Source organism: Pseudomonas sp. GW821-FHT07G06 (genome assembly GCF_058986625.1).
Genome location: NZ_JBYSVW010000003.1, coordinates 112522 through 126075, shown reverse-complemented (window position 1 = coordinate 126075; position 13554 = coordinate 112522). Strand labels below are relative to the sequence as shown.

The 13554-nt window shown below is 58.9% G+C and carries 14 protein-coding genes and 1 pseudogene; 9 read left to right on the top strand and 6 right to left on the bottom strand.

Annotated elements, in window-relative coordinates; all coding sequences use genetic code 11:
• Positions 1-22 precede the first annotated feature (22 nt).
• Positions 23-1786, bottom strand: coding sequence for a cation:proton antiporter (locus tag AC3WJW_RS07180; RefSeq protein WP_458549799.1), 1764 nt, complete (start codon positions 1784-1786; stop codon positions 23-25).
• Positions 1787-2072: 286 nt separating this feature from the next.
• Here AC3WJW_RS07180 and AC3WJW_RS07175 point away from each other — a divergent pair, with 286 nt between their 5' ends.
• Positions 2073-2555, top strand: coding sequence for an acyl-CoA thioesterase (locus AC3WJW_RS07175; RefSeq protein ID WP_007971685.1), 483 nt, complete (start codon positions 2073-2075; stop codon positions 2553-2555).
• A 129-nt stretch (positions 2556-2684) separates the two neighbouring features.
• Here the strand turns inward: AC3WJW_RS07175 and pdxY are convergent, their stop codons facing one another.
• Positions 2685-3557: a pyridoxal kinase PdxY gene (gene pdxY / locus AC3WJW_RS07170; protein ID WP_015097416.1), complete on the bottom strand. Its 873-nt coding sequence runs from the start codon at positions 3555-3557 to the stop codon at positions 2685-2687.
• Positions 3558-3676: 119 nt separating this feature from the next.
• Here pdxY and AC3WJW_RS07165 point away from each other — a divergent pair, with 119 nt between their 5' ends.
• On the top strand, positions 3677-4090 hold the full coding sequence (locus AC3WJW_RS07165) for a DUF3301 domain-containing protein (protein WP_007971681.1): 414 nt from the start codon (positions 3677-3679) through the stop codon (positions 4088-4090).
• A gap of 4 nt (positions 4091-4094) precedes the next feature.
• Here the strand turns inward: AC3WJW_RS07165 and AC3WJW_RS07160 are convergent, their stop codons facing one another.
• On the bottom strand, positions 4095-5066 hold the full coding sequence (locus AC3WJW_RS07160) for a CobW family GTP-binding protein (RefSeq protein WP_493725586.1): 972 nt from the start codon (positions 5064-5066) through the stop codon (positions 4095-4097).
• A gap of 27 nt (positions 5067-5093) precedes the next feature.
• Here AC3WJW_RS07160 and AC3WJW_RS07155 point away from each other — a divergent pair, with 27 nt between their 5' ends.
• A complete protein-coding gene (locus tag AC3WJW_RS07155; RefSeq protein ID WP_493725585.1) occupies positions 5094-5450 on the top strand; it encodes an NADH:ubiquinone oxidoreductase in 357 nt (118 codons plus the stop codon).
• A gap of 15 nt (positions 5451-5465) precedes the next feature.
• On the opposite strand, the gene zigA is transcribed toward AC3WJW_RS07155, so the two are convergent.
• Positions 5466-6671: a zinc metallochaperone GTPase ZigA gene (gene zigA, locus AC3WJW_RS07150; RefSeq protein ID WP_493725584.1), complete on the bottom strand. Its 1206-nt coding sequence runs from the start codon at positions 6669-6671 to the stop codon at positions 5466-5468.
• A gap of 142 nt (positions 6672-6813) precedes the next feature.
• On the opposite strand from zigA, the gene AC3WJW_RS07145 reads away from it, so the two are divergent.
• The 5 genes and pseudogenes from AC3WJW_RS07145 to AC3WJW_RS07125 all read left to right on the top strand — a co-directional run bounded on the left by AC3WJW_RS07145 (position 6814) and on the right by AC3WJW_RS07125 (position 9979).
• A complete protein-coding gene (locus tag AC3WJW_RS07145; protein ID WP_493725583.1) occupies positions 6814-7191 on the top strand; it encodes a glutamine synthetase in 378 nt (125 codons plus the stop codon).
• 181 nt (positions 7192-7372) lie between these two features.
• The gene (gene folE2 / locus AC3WJW_RS07140; protein WP_493725582.1) at positions 7373-8269 is read left to right on the top strand and encodes a GTP cyclohydrolase FolE2; all 897 of its coding nucleotides are present in this window, start codon (positions 7373-7375) and stop codon (positions 8267-8269) included.
• Positions 8266-8388: pseudogene (locus AC3WJW_RS07135) on the top strand (manganese ABC transporter ATP-binding protein); the annotation flags it as partial. The gene folE2 and the pseudogene AC3WJW_RS07135, both read left to right, overlap by 4 nt.
• Positions 8388-8948 carry a gamma carbonic anhydrase family protein gene (locus AC3WJW_RS07130; protein WP_493725581.1) on the top strand — a complete coding sequence of 187 codons (561 nt, stop codon included), beginning with the start codon at positions 8388-8390 and terminating at the stop codon, positions 8946-8948. The pseudogene AC3WJW_RS07135 and the gene AC3WJW_RS07130, both read left to right, overlap by 1 nt.
• Before the next feature lie 143 nt (positions 8949-9091).
• A complete protein-coding gene (locus tag AC3WJW_RS07125) occupies positions 9092-9979 on the top strand; it encodes a His/Gly/Thr/Pro-type tRNA ligase C-terminal domain-containing protein (protein WP_493725580.1) in 888 nt (295 codons plus the stop codon).
• A gap of 88 nt (positions 9980-10067) precedes the next feature.
• Here the strand turns inward: AC3WJW_RS07125 and AC3WJW_RS07120 are convergent, their stop codons facing one another.
• Positions 10068-10589 carry a DUF3617 domain-containing protein gene (locus AC3WJW_RS07120; RefSeq protein WP_095964386.1) on the bottom strand — a complete coding sequence of 174 codons (522 nt, stop codon included), beginning with the start codon at positions 10587-10589 and terminating at the stop codon, positions 10068-10070.
• Between the two features lie 133 nt (positions 10590-10722).
• On the opposite strand from AC3WJW_RS07120, the gene cls reads away from it, so the two are divergent.
• Positions 10723-12162 carry a cardiolipin synthase gene (gene cls, locus AC3WJW_RS07115; protein ID WP_493725579.1) on the top strand — a complete coding sequence of 480 codons (1440 nt, stop codon included), beginning with the start codon at positions 10723-10725 and terminating at the stop codon, positions 12160-12162.
• On the opposite strand, the gene cfaB is transcribed toward cls, so the two are convergent.
• Positions 12159-13343: a C17 cyclopropane fatty acid synthase CfaB gene (gene cfaB, locus AC3WJW_RS07110; protein WP_493725578.1), complete on the bottom strand. Its 1185-nt coding sequence runs from the start codon at positions 13341-13343 to the stop codon at positions 12159-12161. The two genes, cls and cfaB, sit on opposite strands and share 4 nt — an antisense overlap.
• Positions 13344-13554: the final 211 nt, after the last annotated feature.

The following is a 13554-nucleotide window of genomic DNA, read 5'->3' as shown; positions in this document are numbered from 1 at the left end:
TCCAGTCAACGCCGCGGGGTGGTCAATGCCCGGACGACTCCTTGTGATTGTCGAGGGTTTCCAGCAACGCCACCTGCATCCGTGTATGCACACGAATGAACCAGCGCCACAACAGCGCCGCCACGGCGGCCGCGACCACGGCGATCAGTACCAGCAACTTGTTGGTCGGCAGAATACTGGCCGACAAGGCTGCCAACAGCAAAAAGATCACCAGCAGCGACAGGATCGGGATCACTTCGGCGATCACCCTGCGCACTCGCTGCGTGTGGCGCCCGGCCATCTCTGGCTTGACGCCCATTTCCGCCAGCAACATCGACAGGGCCTTGAGCTTGCGGTACGCCGCAATCAAAAAAGGCAGCGATAACAATAGCGCCCCACCCCAGATCAATGCCTTCTGCCAGCTCGGGTCGCTGATCCAGCCTTGCACGTAAGCCGACATGCGTTCGGCGAAGTACGCGCCCGAAAAGAAAATCGCGATCACCAATGCCAGGTTGACCCCGACCTGCAGCAAAATCCTTCTGATCATCGACGCCAGCAACGCCCCCTCGCCCTGTGGCTGGATGCTGCGCAGCCATTCGCCGTACATCCCTAACACCCGTCCCAGGCGTTCCGGCATGACGCCCGCGAGCTTGATCGACAATGGATCAGCCGCGCGAATCAGATAAGGCGTCAGCAAGGTCGTGATCACCGACACCGCCACAGCCACCGGGTATAAAAAGTTACTGGTGACCTGCAACGTCATGCCCAGTGCAGCAATGATGAAAGAGAATTCGCCAATCTGTGAAAGACCCATCCCGACCCGCAGCGAGGTGCGTCCGTCATTACCGGCGATAAACGCACCAAGGCCGCAGGACAGCATCTTGCCAAGCACCACGGCTACAGTGATTACGGCGATTGGCCAAGCGTATTGAAGCAGGATCGCCGGATCGAGCATCAGCCCGATGGCCACAAAAAAAATCGCGCTGAAAAGATCTCGAACCGGTTCAATCAAGCGCTCGATTTTCAGCAGTTGCCGGGATTCAGCCATGATCGCGCCGATCAGGAACGCGCCGAGGACCATGCTGTATTCAAGCCTGACCACCAGCAGGCAGAAGCCGAAACACAGGCCCAGCACGGTGATCAGCAGCATTTCGTTGCTCTCGAACCTGGCCACGTAGGCCAGCAAACGCGGCACCATCAGAATGCCGATGACCAATGCGACGATCATGAACAGCGACAGTTTGCCCACAGTAGAAAACACTTCGCCGGAGCTGACCGTACCACTGACGGCGATGCTGGACAGAAGCGCGATGATGCCGATGCCCAGAATGTCTTCGACGATCAGCACACCGAATATCAACTGCGCAAACCGCTCGTTCTTCAACTTCAGATCATTGAGTGCCTTGACGATGATGGTGGTTGAGGAAATCGCCAGGATCGCACCGAGGAACAGTGAATCCATGGTGTTCCAGTCAAACCAGCGGCCGATCTCGTAGCCGATCCAGATCATCAGCACGATTTCCAGGAATGCCGCGATGAAGGCCGTGGCACCGACCTTGAACAACTTGCGCAGGCTGAACTCCAGGCCCAGGCAGAACATCAGGAATATCACTCCGAGTTCGGCCAGGGTCTTGATGGTTTCTTCGTCATGGATCAGGCCGAATGGCGGGGTGTGCGGGCCAATGATGAAACCGGCCACGATATAGCCCAGCACCACCGGTTGTTTCAGGCGATGAAAAACCACCGTCACCACACCTGCGATCAACATGATCACTGCCAGATCCTGAATGAAACTGATGGCATGCATGGCGAGCGGCTCCCTGATTGAAGTTGCCCGACTCACAGACGCAGGAATGGTCTGATCGAGCCGAGCAAAAGTCTGCTTTGCGCGTAGGAAATGCCCCTGTGTCCGGGCTTTTTGCAGGGTAACACCGCGACTTCTGGCAGAAAGGCGGTGCAATATATGGAAACAGATCGATCTGGCGTGACGGCGACTCCGCACCCGGCGTCCCGATAAGTGTTGGTTTGAAAAAACCGCCGAGGCACCCGCAGAGGTGCATCCCTCAAACCTGGCCTTGACCCGTGAGAATGCTATGGAACCCGGAAACGCCCAGCTGTCGATGACGGTATTGATGACCCCTGACATGGCCAACTTCTCTGGCAATGTTCACGGTGGCACCCTGCTCAAGTACCTCGACGAAGTGGCCTACGCTTGCGCCAGCCGTTATGCCGGCCGTTATGTGGTGACCCTGTCGGTGGACCAGGTCATTTTCCGTGAGCCGATCCATGTCGGCGAACTGGTGACCTTTCTCGCCTCGGTCAACTACACCGGCAACACCTCCATGGAGGTGGGCATCAAAGTGGTGACCGAGAACATTCGCGAGCGATCGGTGCGTCACACCAACAGCTGCTTCTTTACCATGGTCGCGGTGGATGACCAGCGTAAACCTGCCCAGGTACCGCCGCTGCAACCGGACAACAGCGAGAGCAAGCGCCGCTTCATCCAGGCCCAGCAGCGCCGGCAGATTCGCCAGGAACTGGAAAAGCGTTATCAGGAGATCAAGGGCGACGCCTGAGTTGTTCAGTCAGGTTGATGGTGTTCTCTAGATAGCCTTCGCGAGCAAGCCCGCTCCCACATTTGATCTTTGGTGTTGCATAGATCCAATGTGGGAGCAGGCTTGCTCGCGAATGGGCTCAACGCTCAATCAGAGGCTGATCGAGGTCGCCTCGAACCGCACCCGCGGATGGGCAATCCGGTCCTGAGCCCGAACCAGTTCCAACTCGTAGCTGGCACAGGCCTGGGTTTCCAGCAGCACTTCATGCACCGCCGACGCCGCGAACTCGAACGCGGCCACCAGGCTGTCACCCAACAGCACACGTGCCAGGAACAGCCCGGACGTCAGATCGCCCACACCCACCGGCTGACGCGGGAACGCCAGTAACGGGCGCTGCAAATGCCAGCTGCCTTCGGCTGTCACCAGCAGCATCTCGAAGACCTCTGCCGACTTGCCTGGGTAGTCCAGATGCTTGACCAGCACCGCTTTCGGGCCGCGCGCCAGCAATGCACGCGCCATGGCCAGGCAATCGAACAGCGACTGCGGCTTGCGCCCGGAGAAACTGTCCAGCTCCAGCTGGTTCGGGCACATGAAGTCCGCTACGGCGGCGGCCTCCTCCAGCAGAAAATCACTGACTTCCGCCGGAACACTGCAGCCCTTCTCCGGGTGCCCCATGACCGGGTCACACAGGTACAGTGCCTTGGGATTCATCGACTTGATCCGCGCTACCCCCGTCAGGATCGCCCGGCCCTGGGCCGCACTGCCGAGGTAACCGGAGAGCACCGCATCGCAGTTGCCCAGCTCGCCAATCGCCGCGATACCCTCGACCAGCTCAGGTATCTGGTGCGGTGCCAGCACTTCACCGGCCCATTGGCCGTACTGGGTGTGATTGGAGAACTGCACGGTGTTGAGCGGCCAGACATTCACCCCGACCCGTTGCATCGGGAAAACCGCGGCACTGTTGCCGGCGTGACCGAATACCACGTGGGACTGGATAGCGAGCAAATGCGGTGTACGTTTCATGCGGTGGATTTCCGTAAAACGATTGAAATTCTAGCCGCGCAGTATGCGACTAAACGCAGCCTGTACGACAGACCAGCGACGCAGTTAAGCTGACACTATCTTGTTGGAGCACCCTGTTGATGCTGACCCTTGGAAATATATTCGTGCTGATGCTGTTCGCCACTGCCGGCGCATGGCTATGGCACAACCACGGCTTGCGCGAGCGCGCGCTGGAGCGGGTCAAGCAGCATTGCACCAAGCTCGGGATCGAATTGCTGGACGGCAACGTGGCGTTGAAAAGAATCGCGTTCATCAGGGATGCCAGCGGTCGGCGACGCCTGGCCCGTGTGTATAACTTCGAATTCACCGTGACCGGCGAAACCCGCCACAACGGCACCATCACCCAGTTCGGCGCGCACAGCGCACAGATTGAACTGGCGCCCTACCCGGTCCCGTTCGACGAAACCGAACCGGTAGTCGATGTGGTAAAGCCTCGCGCAGAAGTGATCGAGCTGAGCCAGTGGCGTCAGGAACATACCAAGTGGCGGCCGTGAGCCGTTAAGCCGATTCGCTTCGGCACGCTGCCAGTTCGCGCTGCAACCGCCCAGCATCCTGGGGTTCACTGAAAATCAGCTCGATGCGCGAATCCTGCCGCCATTCACTGGGCTGCCAGTCCAGCACCGAGTTATCCACCGCGTTCGCCGAGACCCATCCGTGGGTACTGTGGATAACCAGCTTCGCCCGCCTCCAGCCAAGGCCTTCAAGCCACCGGCCAACCAGCGCGGCATCAAATACCTGGCTTGGGTGCCAACGCCAACCGATGCTCCAGCCTCCGTCCTGTTCCTGACTCAAGCAAATGGGCAACGCAGGATCGCTCCAGACCGCCGGCAGCTGCGCCAAGCCCTTGGGCACGACGAAGTTATCCACACCTGCCAGCGCCTTGGCATTCAGCCCCGGCAGCTCGCTCAAGGGTAAAGCCGCCTGTTGCGTCCAGTACAGAAGGGTCGGCGGCAGTTGCCCCGCGATTCGCTGACGGCTGTCTTCTTCCAGACCTTCAGATTTGTTCAGCAACAACAATCCTGCACGGCTCAGGGCTTGTTGTTGTGCATCCGGCAACGGTTTGCCAGCGGCGAGCGCCTGGGCGTCCAGCACCAGCACACAAGGCTGAACAGCCAACACGCCTTGCCACGGTGCTTCGCTCAATTGCCTGAGCAACTGCGCCGGATGCCCCAGCCCCGAGGGCTCGATGAACAGCCGATCAGGCTGCGCCTTGCGCAACAAGCGCCCAAGACCAATCTGAAAGGGTGCACCGTTGACGCAGCACAGGCAGCCCCCGGCCACTTCCCCCAGTGCGATACCATCGGCGTCCCGGGTCAGTAGCGCAGCATCGAGACCGATCTGGCCGAACTCGTTGATCAACACCGCCCACCGCTCGCCTGCCGGGCGCTGGGCCAACAGGTGCTTGATCAGGCTGGTCTTGCCCGCGCCCAACGGACCGGCAATGACATGAGTGGGGATATTCTGCAGCATGGTCGATGATTTCTGAGGAGGTGATGGATGCGGTTGATTGGCTTGTCGTTGCTCCTGGCACTCGTTTCAGGCGAAGCGCTGGCCCAGGCCTGTGTGGTTCACAGCCAGGCCGAGCGGCTTGATGTCCAGGTTTGCCAGCAGAACCGCAACATCCCGCCAAAACTCTTCGCCGATGGTTTCTGCCAGCCGAACCTGGCGGGGCAGAAAGTCGATGTGCAGTATGTCGATCAATGCCCCGGCGGCGCATTTGGCATCTGCAGCAACGCCCAAGTCGCCAATATGCCCTACCGCCAGGATATTCACTATTACGGCGTTGCCACCGACGCGGCATATTTGCAGCCTTACTGCGAGGCCCAGAGCCAGGGCGCCTGGCTCAAGCCTTGAAGCGCCATCAGAGGATCAGGCAGCTTCTTCGTACCAAGGGCCGAATGGATCAGGCAGCCTATGCCAGCCCTCTACGCCCAACGCCATTTCCTCATCGGTCAGCAGGCAGGCGTCCAGTTCGGCAGTGAGCTGCGTGAAGTCGATGTTCTGGCCAATGAACACCAGCTCCTGACGACAATCCCCGCTGTCGGCGGTCCAGTTTTTCATGATCCCGGACGTACTTTCCGGGTCCTGCGGCCATTGGTTTTTCGGTACGAAACGCCACCAGCGCCCGGCAAAACCATAGCGCATCAGCCCACCGGCCTGGGACCAGCTGCCGGCGTCCATATGCTTGCTCGCCAGCCAGAAAAAGCCCTTTGAACGCAACAGCTTGCCGTTGTCCCAAGGGCCGTCGATGAAGTTGAAGAAACGCTGTGGGTGGAACGGCCGACGTGCCCGGTAGGCGCTGGAAGCAATGCCGTATTCTTCGGTTTCCGGCACGTGTTCCCCGCGCAACTCCTGCAACCATCCCGGCGCCTGGGCAGCCTTTTCGAAGTCAAAACGACCGGTGTTGAGGATTTTATCCAAGGGGACTTCGCCCATCGCCATCGGAATGATTTCCGCCCGGGCGTTGAGCCGCTCGAGGATGGCGATCAGTTCCTCGCGCTGGTGGCTGCTGATCAAGTCGATCTTGCTGAGCAAAATCACATCGGCAAACTCGACCTGCTCAATCAACAGATCGGTAATTGAACGTTCATCTTCTTCGCCAAGTGTTTCTCCCCGGGAGGCCAGGCTTTCGGCAGCCTGGTAATCGAGCAGGAAGTTCATGCCGTCGACCACCGTGACCATGGTGTCGAGACGCGCGATATCGTTGAGGCTCTGGCCGTTTTCATCACGAAAGGTGAAGGTTTCCGCCACCGGCAGCGGTTCGGAAATGCCGGTGGATTCGATCAGCAGATAGTCGAAGCGGCCCTCCCTGGCGAGTTGGCTCACTTCCTCGAGCAAGTCTTCACGTAACGTACAGCAAATACACCCGTTGCTCATTTCCACCAACCGTTCTTCAGCCCGATTAAGGCTGACATCACGCTGGACTTCGGTGCCATCGACGTTGATTTCGCTCATATCGTTGACGATGACTGCAACCCGCAAACCATCGCGATTACGTAGTATGTAATTAAGAAGTGTACTTTTTCCGGCGCCAAGAAAGCCGGAGAGAACGGTCACGGGGAGTCGGTTGGACATCTGCATATTCCTCACAGGGATGCCCGGTCGCTGTGTCGGGCTTACATAATGTTATACTGTAACAACACTAATAAACCATCCCCTCTTGCCCGGCCGGGTAAATGACAGGATGCTGAACGTCGCTTCCAACGCGAGAAAGCCCATGCGCAACGCCCTGAAAACTGCACTGTTCATGCTTTCCTTGTTGGTGGCTGCCGACGCGATGGCGCAGGTCCCGAGCCTGGCAAGGTGCACCCGCAGCGCCAACCTGCTGGCCTGCGTGGATGCGGATGGCAACGCCTACAGCGTCAACACCGCCGGAAACACAATCTATCTGCGGGGTTTCGAAATGGCTGGAAAGCGCTATTGGGTTCAGACCAACAGCCGCTACGGTCAGTTGGTGTTTTTCACCGGCATCGCTTCCGATGGCGAGGCCTGGGTTGGCTACAACCAGCGCGTCGGCTGGACCACGATCAACCGGTTTTCCAGTTCCGGTGGCAGCAGTGCGAAATTCACCTGCAACCGGATCACGGGCTGTTAGGCCTGCCCGTTTTTCTTCGAATTTGCGTAGTTGACGCACCAACAGCCTAAGGCCGCACCGGCCAAATTCAGGTTAAGCACGTGGCACCCGGGCATGATGAAAACCTGTTCATGAAAAAGGCATCGTCGACCTGATTGTTATACTATAACATGTCAAATCAACTCCCACGATGGACCTGCTCATGAATGCGCTGACTCTGCCGGATATCGCCGCGCAGGCCTCACGCCAAGCCCTGCCACTGGAGTGGGTGGGCATGTGCGGCATTGCTCTTCCCGTTTTGTTTGATGGCCAACGCTTGAATGCAAAGGCTGATGCCGGCGTGAGCCTCGACGATGGCAATGCGCGCGGCATTCACATGTCACGGCTCTATCTGGCGCTTGAATTGCTGGAGCAGGAAAGCCTTTCACCGGCCTTATTGCGGCGGGTTTTGCAGCGTTTTCTTGAGAGTCATGAAGGTCTGTCCAACAGTGCGCACTTAACCATTCACGCCGAAGTGCTGCTGAAAAGACCGGCGCTGATCAGTCCATTGGCAGGCTGGAAAAGCTATCCGGTGAGCATCGAAGCGCGTTTGAAAAACGCGATGTTCCACGTGGAACTAAAAATCGACGTGCCTTATTCCTCAACCTGTCCGTGCTCAGCGGCCCTTTCTCGACAGTTGATACAGCAGCAATTCGTCGATGATTTCGCCAACAAGTCACTGCAACACGCTGACGTTTTAGCCTGGCTCGGCTCCACGAACGGCATCATCGCCACACCTCACAGCCAGCGCAGCAGCGCAAAGTTGCGCGTACGGCTGGCTGATTTCCTGGATGAGTTGCCTCTGATCGCCATCATCAACGACACCGAAGCCGCACTCGGCACAGCCGTTCAAACAGCGGTAAAACGCGCCGACGAACAGGCCTTCGCCCTGGCCAATGGTCAGAACCTGATGTTTTGCGAGGACGCCGCACGCCGTTTGAATCTGGCCCTGAAACGCTCCACAGGCATCAATGCCTTCCACATTCGTGTGATCCACGCCGAAAGCCTGCACGCCCATGACGCCGTAGCCGAAAGCCGTTTCAACTGGGAGGTCGCATGATTGCTTGCCGCGCATTGCGCTGGGGCGCACCCGGACAGCCACTCACGCCGGTGCTGGATTGCGAACTGCCGACAGGCAGTCTGCTGAACGTCATTGCCAGTTTCCGGGGGAACAAGTCATGATCCGCAAAAATCCTTCCGGAGATTTACCGCTGATTGCCGAGTCGGCCTACGTCGACAAGACGGCAATCATTTGCGGCAAAGTGGTGATCGGCGAGAACGTGTTCGTCGGGCCCTATGCCGTGATCCGCGCTGACGAAGTCGATGAGTCGGGCGACATGCAGCCGATCACCATCGGCGCCAACTCGAACATCCAGGACGGCGTGGTGATCCACTCCAAATCCGGCGCGGCGGTGACCATTGGCGAGTTCAGTTCCATCGCCCACCGCTCGATCGTGCATGGCCCCTGCACCGTGGGTAATCGGGTGTTCATCGGCTTCAACAGCGTGCTGTTCAACTGCATGGTCGCCGACGGTTGCGTGGTACGGCACAACTCGGTGGTCGACGGGCGTGACCTGCCTGCAGCCTTCTACGTGCCCTCCACCACGCGGATCGGCCCCAACACCGATCTCTCGCAATTCCCGCCGGTGAGCGTCAGTGCTTCGGAGTTTTCCGAAGACGTGGCGCGCACCAACGTCGATCTGGTGCGCGGCTACAAAGCCCTGCAAAACGAATTCTGAGCAGCCGGCTGATTCGTAATGCCCGACGGGTGAACGCGTCGATACAAATTGCCTGGCTCGACAAAGGTCTTAATGACAGCGGCCAGCAATTAGCACTAGGTTTATGCGATAACGCTCGTTAGCAGCACCTGAGTACGCCGACCATGATCCAGATCACTCTGTCCGATGGTTCATTGCGTGAATACGACCAACCGCTGTCCGTGCACGAGTTGGCCGCCAGCATCGGTCCCGAACTGGCCAGCGCGGCCGTAGCGGGCCGGGTCGATGGTGTACTGGTGGACTGCGAATACATGATCGAGGCGGATGCGCGGGTCAGCATTGTCACTCCCCGCGAGCCGGACGGATTGGAGATCCTGCGCCGCTCCTGTGCCTTGATGCTGGCCATGGCGGTCAAGCAACTCCACCCGCATGCACAAATGCGCGCGGGCAGGGAGTTGGGCGATGGCTTCTTTTACGAGTTTGTCGTCGAGCGGCCGCTGACTCCGGCAGACCTGCCCCTCATCGAAGCGCGCATGCAGTCACTGGCAGCGACCAATCATTCGATCCGGCGTCGGCCACCACACGAGGAGGTGTCGATGTACCGTCTGGGGGACACCGAATACCAGAGCCATGGACCGCACGTCCCCACCACCAAAGTCTTGCAGGCATTCGCCCTCGATCACATCAGCGGCACGTTGCAACAACGAATCTACGGTACATGCTGGTCCAGCCATCAGGAACTGCAGCACTGGAGCCTTCCACCCCATGTGGTCGTCGTCAGCATGGATGACCGCCAGACGACTTATGCACAGGCAGTGACCGAATCCTTGCGCCAAAGGGGGGTGCGCGCAAGGGCCGACCTGCGCAATGAAAAAGTCCACTTCAAGATTCGCCAGCACAGTCGGACCGTGCCGTACCTGGTGGTGGTCGGCGAAAAAGAACAGGCTGGGGGGTTTGTCAGTGTGCGCAGCCGCACGGGGGAGGATTTTGGCCGGATGGCTGTCGAGGCGGCGTGTGAGTGGTTGAGTCAGTCGGGGATTCAGGGCGGCTGAACTGACGCCTTCGCGAGCAAGCCCGCTCCCACACTGGATTTGTGAACGACACAGATCCAGTGTGGGAGCGGGCTTGCTCGCGAAGCTCTTAAGCTCTCGGCTTCACCGTTCCGCAATCCTGCCCCAACCAGACAGCGCGGGATTCAAGGCTGCCCTTCTGCTGAATGCCGGTGGCGTTGAACGTCCCGTTGACCTTGGTGGTGAATTCGCGGTCGCTGAGGAATGTCGCCACGCCTGCGCCCTGGGCTCTCGGGCAGCTGAAGCGGAATTTCCACTGGTTGCCTGAGCGGTCGGTGATTTCCTGCTTGCAGCCCGACTGCGGATCGGTCAGCGGAATGTCATCGGTCTTGACCTGCTCCGGCGTCAGGCACGCCCGGATCCCTTTACCCCCCATGGTGATCCCCTGTTTTTCCAGCTGCGCGCGCTGCTCAGGGGTCATCTGGCTCTGGATCTGACCGAGGATCAACTGCAGGTCCGGCATATTCTGCTCATCGACCTTCATGTTGCTCGTGGTCAGCTCCCACAATCCTGGTTGCAGCATTTGCGCGTGAGCCGCCACAGGAAGTGCCAAACCCAGTGCCATGGCCAAACCCAGCAGACGAACGTTCATCGAGTAACTCCTGATCAGTAGTGGCCGTTAGACGTCAGCCGCAGGCTTCGGTTCATGGGCCAATTAATTAGCGACATTCTGCACAGAACATGGTCTGTTAAGCACTGAATCTTCAGGAGCAAGGCAGCCCCCCATGGATTATTTCGGACCGCATATTTTCGGTTATACCATCGCCCTTCTGCACTCGCTGGGCATGATCGCGGCCATCCACGCCGTGTTGACCGTCCGTACCGCCCAAGGCTCGATCGCCTGGGCCCTGTCGCTGTTTTTCATCCCTTACCTCACGCTGATCCCGTACCTGATGTTCGGCCGCAGCACCTTTGATGGCTACATCAAGGCCCGGCGGCAGGCCAACGAGGAGATGCGCAAGGCGGTTTCCGAACTCAACTGGCGACCCTGGGTAGAAGAAGCCCTCACCGCCCGCGCCTCTTCTGCCTACGCTTCACTCAGAGCGATGCCCAAGCTCGGAAACATGCCCTGCCTGGCCAATAACCAGACGCGGCTGTTGATCAACGGCCAGTCGACGTTCGAGGCCATTTTCGATGCCATTAGCCAAGCGAAAGAGGCCGTGCTGATCCAGTTTTTCATCGTCCACGACGACCGCCTCGGCCAACGCCTGCAATCTTTGCTGTTGAAAAAAGCCGCCGAAGGCGTGGCGATCTATCTGTTGTATGACCGAATCGGCAGCCATTCCCTACCCAACGGCTACGTGCAGGCCTTGCGTGAAGGCGGGGTCGAGGTCAAGGCTTTTGGCCCCCGTAGTGGCTGGTTCAATCGCTTTCAGGTGAACTTCCGCAACCACCGCAAGATCGTGGTGGTGGACGGCATTCTCGGCTTCGTTGGCGGGCACAACGTCGGTGATGAATACATGGGCGAGAAACCGCCCCTGGCCCCTTGGCGCGATACCCACGTGCAAGTGCGCGGGCCAGTGGTGGCGTGCATGCAGGAGTCTTTCGCTGAAGACTGGTTCTGGGTGGCTCATGCCCTGCCACCACTGATCCTGCCCGAGGTTTATCCGGAAGACGGCGTGCTGTGCCAGTTGCTTGCCAGTGGGCCGGCAGACGCCTACGAAACCTGTTCTCTGTTCTTTGTTGAAGCGATCCATGCGGCGACGGAACGGGTCTGGATCACCAGCCCGTATTTCATCCCCGATGAAGCCGTGTTCGCAGCGTTGCGTCTGGCGGTCCTGCGGGGTGTGGATGTGCGGCTGCTGTTGCCGTCTCGACCCGACCATCGAATCGTCTACGCCGCCTCCAGCCTCTACGCCTTCGAAGCGGTACGCGCGGGTGTGCGGGTATTCCGTTACGAACCCGGGTTCCTGCATCAGAAAGTGGTGTTGATCGACAGCGAAATCAGCGCCATCGGCAGCGCCAACCTGGACAACCGTTCGTTCCGGCTGAATTTCGAAGTGATGTTGCTGACCGTCGACAGCGCCTTTGCCGCCGAGGTGGAGCAGATGCTCAACGATGACTTCGCCAACGCCCACGAAATCGCCAAGGGAGAAGGCCGGGAGACCCACCGCCTGCAGCAGCTCGGCATGCGGGTCGCCCGGCTTATTTCGCCGGTTCTTTAAAGGTAGATATCGTCCCGGGTCCATGGCAGTTCATGACTGCCATCGGCGTGGGCCTTCACGGCGAGAATCTGGTGCAGGTTGATCCAGCCGCGGGCGAATGCATAGGCGCAACCGGCCAGGTACAGCCGCCAGATGCGCAGGGCTTGTTCCGGTACCAGTTTGGAAGCCGCTTCGAGATTGTCTTCGAGGCGTTCGCTCCAGTGATCAAGCGTGCGAGCGTAGTGCAGGCGCAAGCTTTCGACGTCGACGATTTCCAGCCCGGCCTCACTGATCTCCGCAGAGATCATCGACAGGTGCGGCAGCTCGCCGTTGGGGAACACGTATTTCCCGATGAAGTCACCGGCACCGCGCCCCACGGGACGGCCATCGGTGTATTTGGCGGTGATCCCGTGGTTCATCACCAGGCCGCCCTCTTTCACCGCACCGAACAGAGTCTTACAGTACTCCGCGAGATTGGCGTGGCCCACGTGTTCGAACATGCCGACGCTGACAACCTTGTCGAAGCGACCATCCTGCGGCAAATCGCGATAGTCGAGCAGCTGCAGTTCGACCAGGTCCTCCAGGCCCTCCGCTTTTACGCGCTCCCGGGCCAGAGCCAACTGCTCCTTGCTGAGAGTGATACCGAACACTTTCGCGCCAAACTCTCGCGCAGCAAATCGCGCCAATCCGCCCCAACCACACCCCACATCCAGCAGATATTCACCGGGTTGCAGGCGCAGCTTGCGACACAAATGACGGAACTTGGCTTGCTGGGCCTGCTCGAGGCTTTCGCTGCCGGTCTCGAAGTAAGCGCAGGAATACGCCATGTCGCTGTCGAGCCAAAGCTGATAGAACGCGTTGGAAAGGTCGTAGTGGTAGGAAATCGCCTTGGCGTCTGTATCTTTGTCATGAACGCTACGAACAGGCTGATTGTCATCGTCTTCGTCCAGCAACGCCTGGCTCCATTCATCACAGACGCGGATCACATCGCTGATGGAGCCTTCGAGCTCCAGTTTGCCTTCGACAAAAGCAGCACCGAGGGCATCCAGGCTTGGATGGGTAAACTGGGAGACCATTTGCGGGTCCTTGACCACAATCGTGACGCTGGGCGTCGGTCCCAGATTGAATTCATGGCCGTCCCAGAGTCTCAGGCGAAGCGGTAACTGCAGATTCTGTAAGGCCGGTGGAAGTTGCGCGAGCATGGAGAATCCCCCTTGTTTCAGACGTCTGATCAGAGGGTAGACCATCCTTGAAAAATAGCTGGCTATCGAATTAATAGCCATTTTCAATGATTCGCGACGCCAGAACCGACCGCCGCGAACGCACAAAATGATGTGCCCTCATCTCCAATGACTACGAACCGGGCGCACAGTTCTAAAAAGTTTAAGACCTGTGATTGCCCGGTTTAGAGCG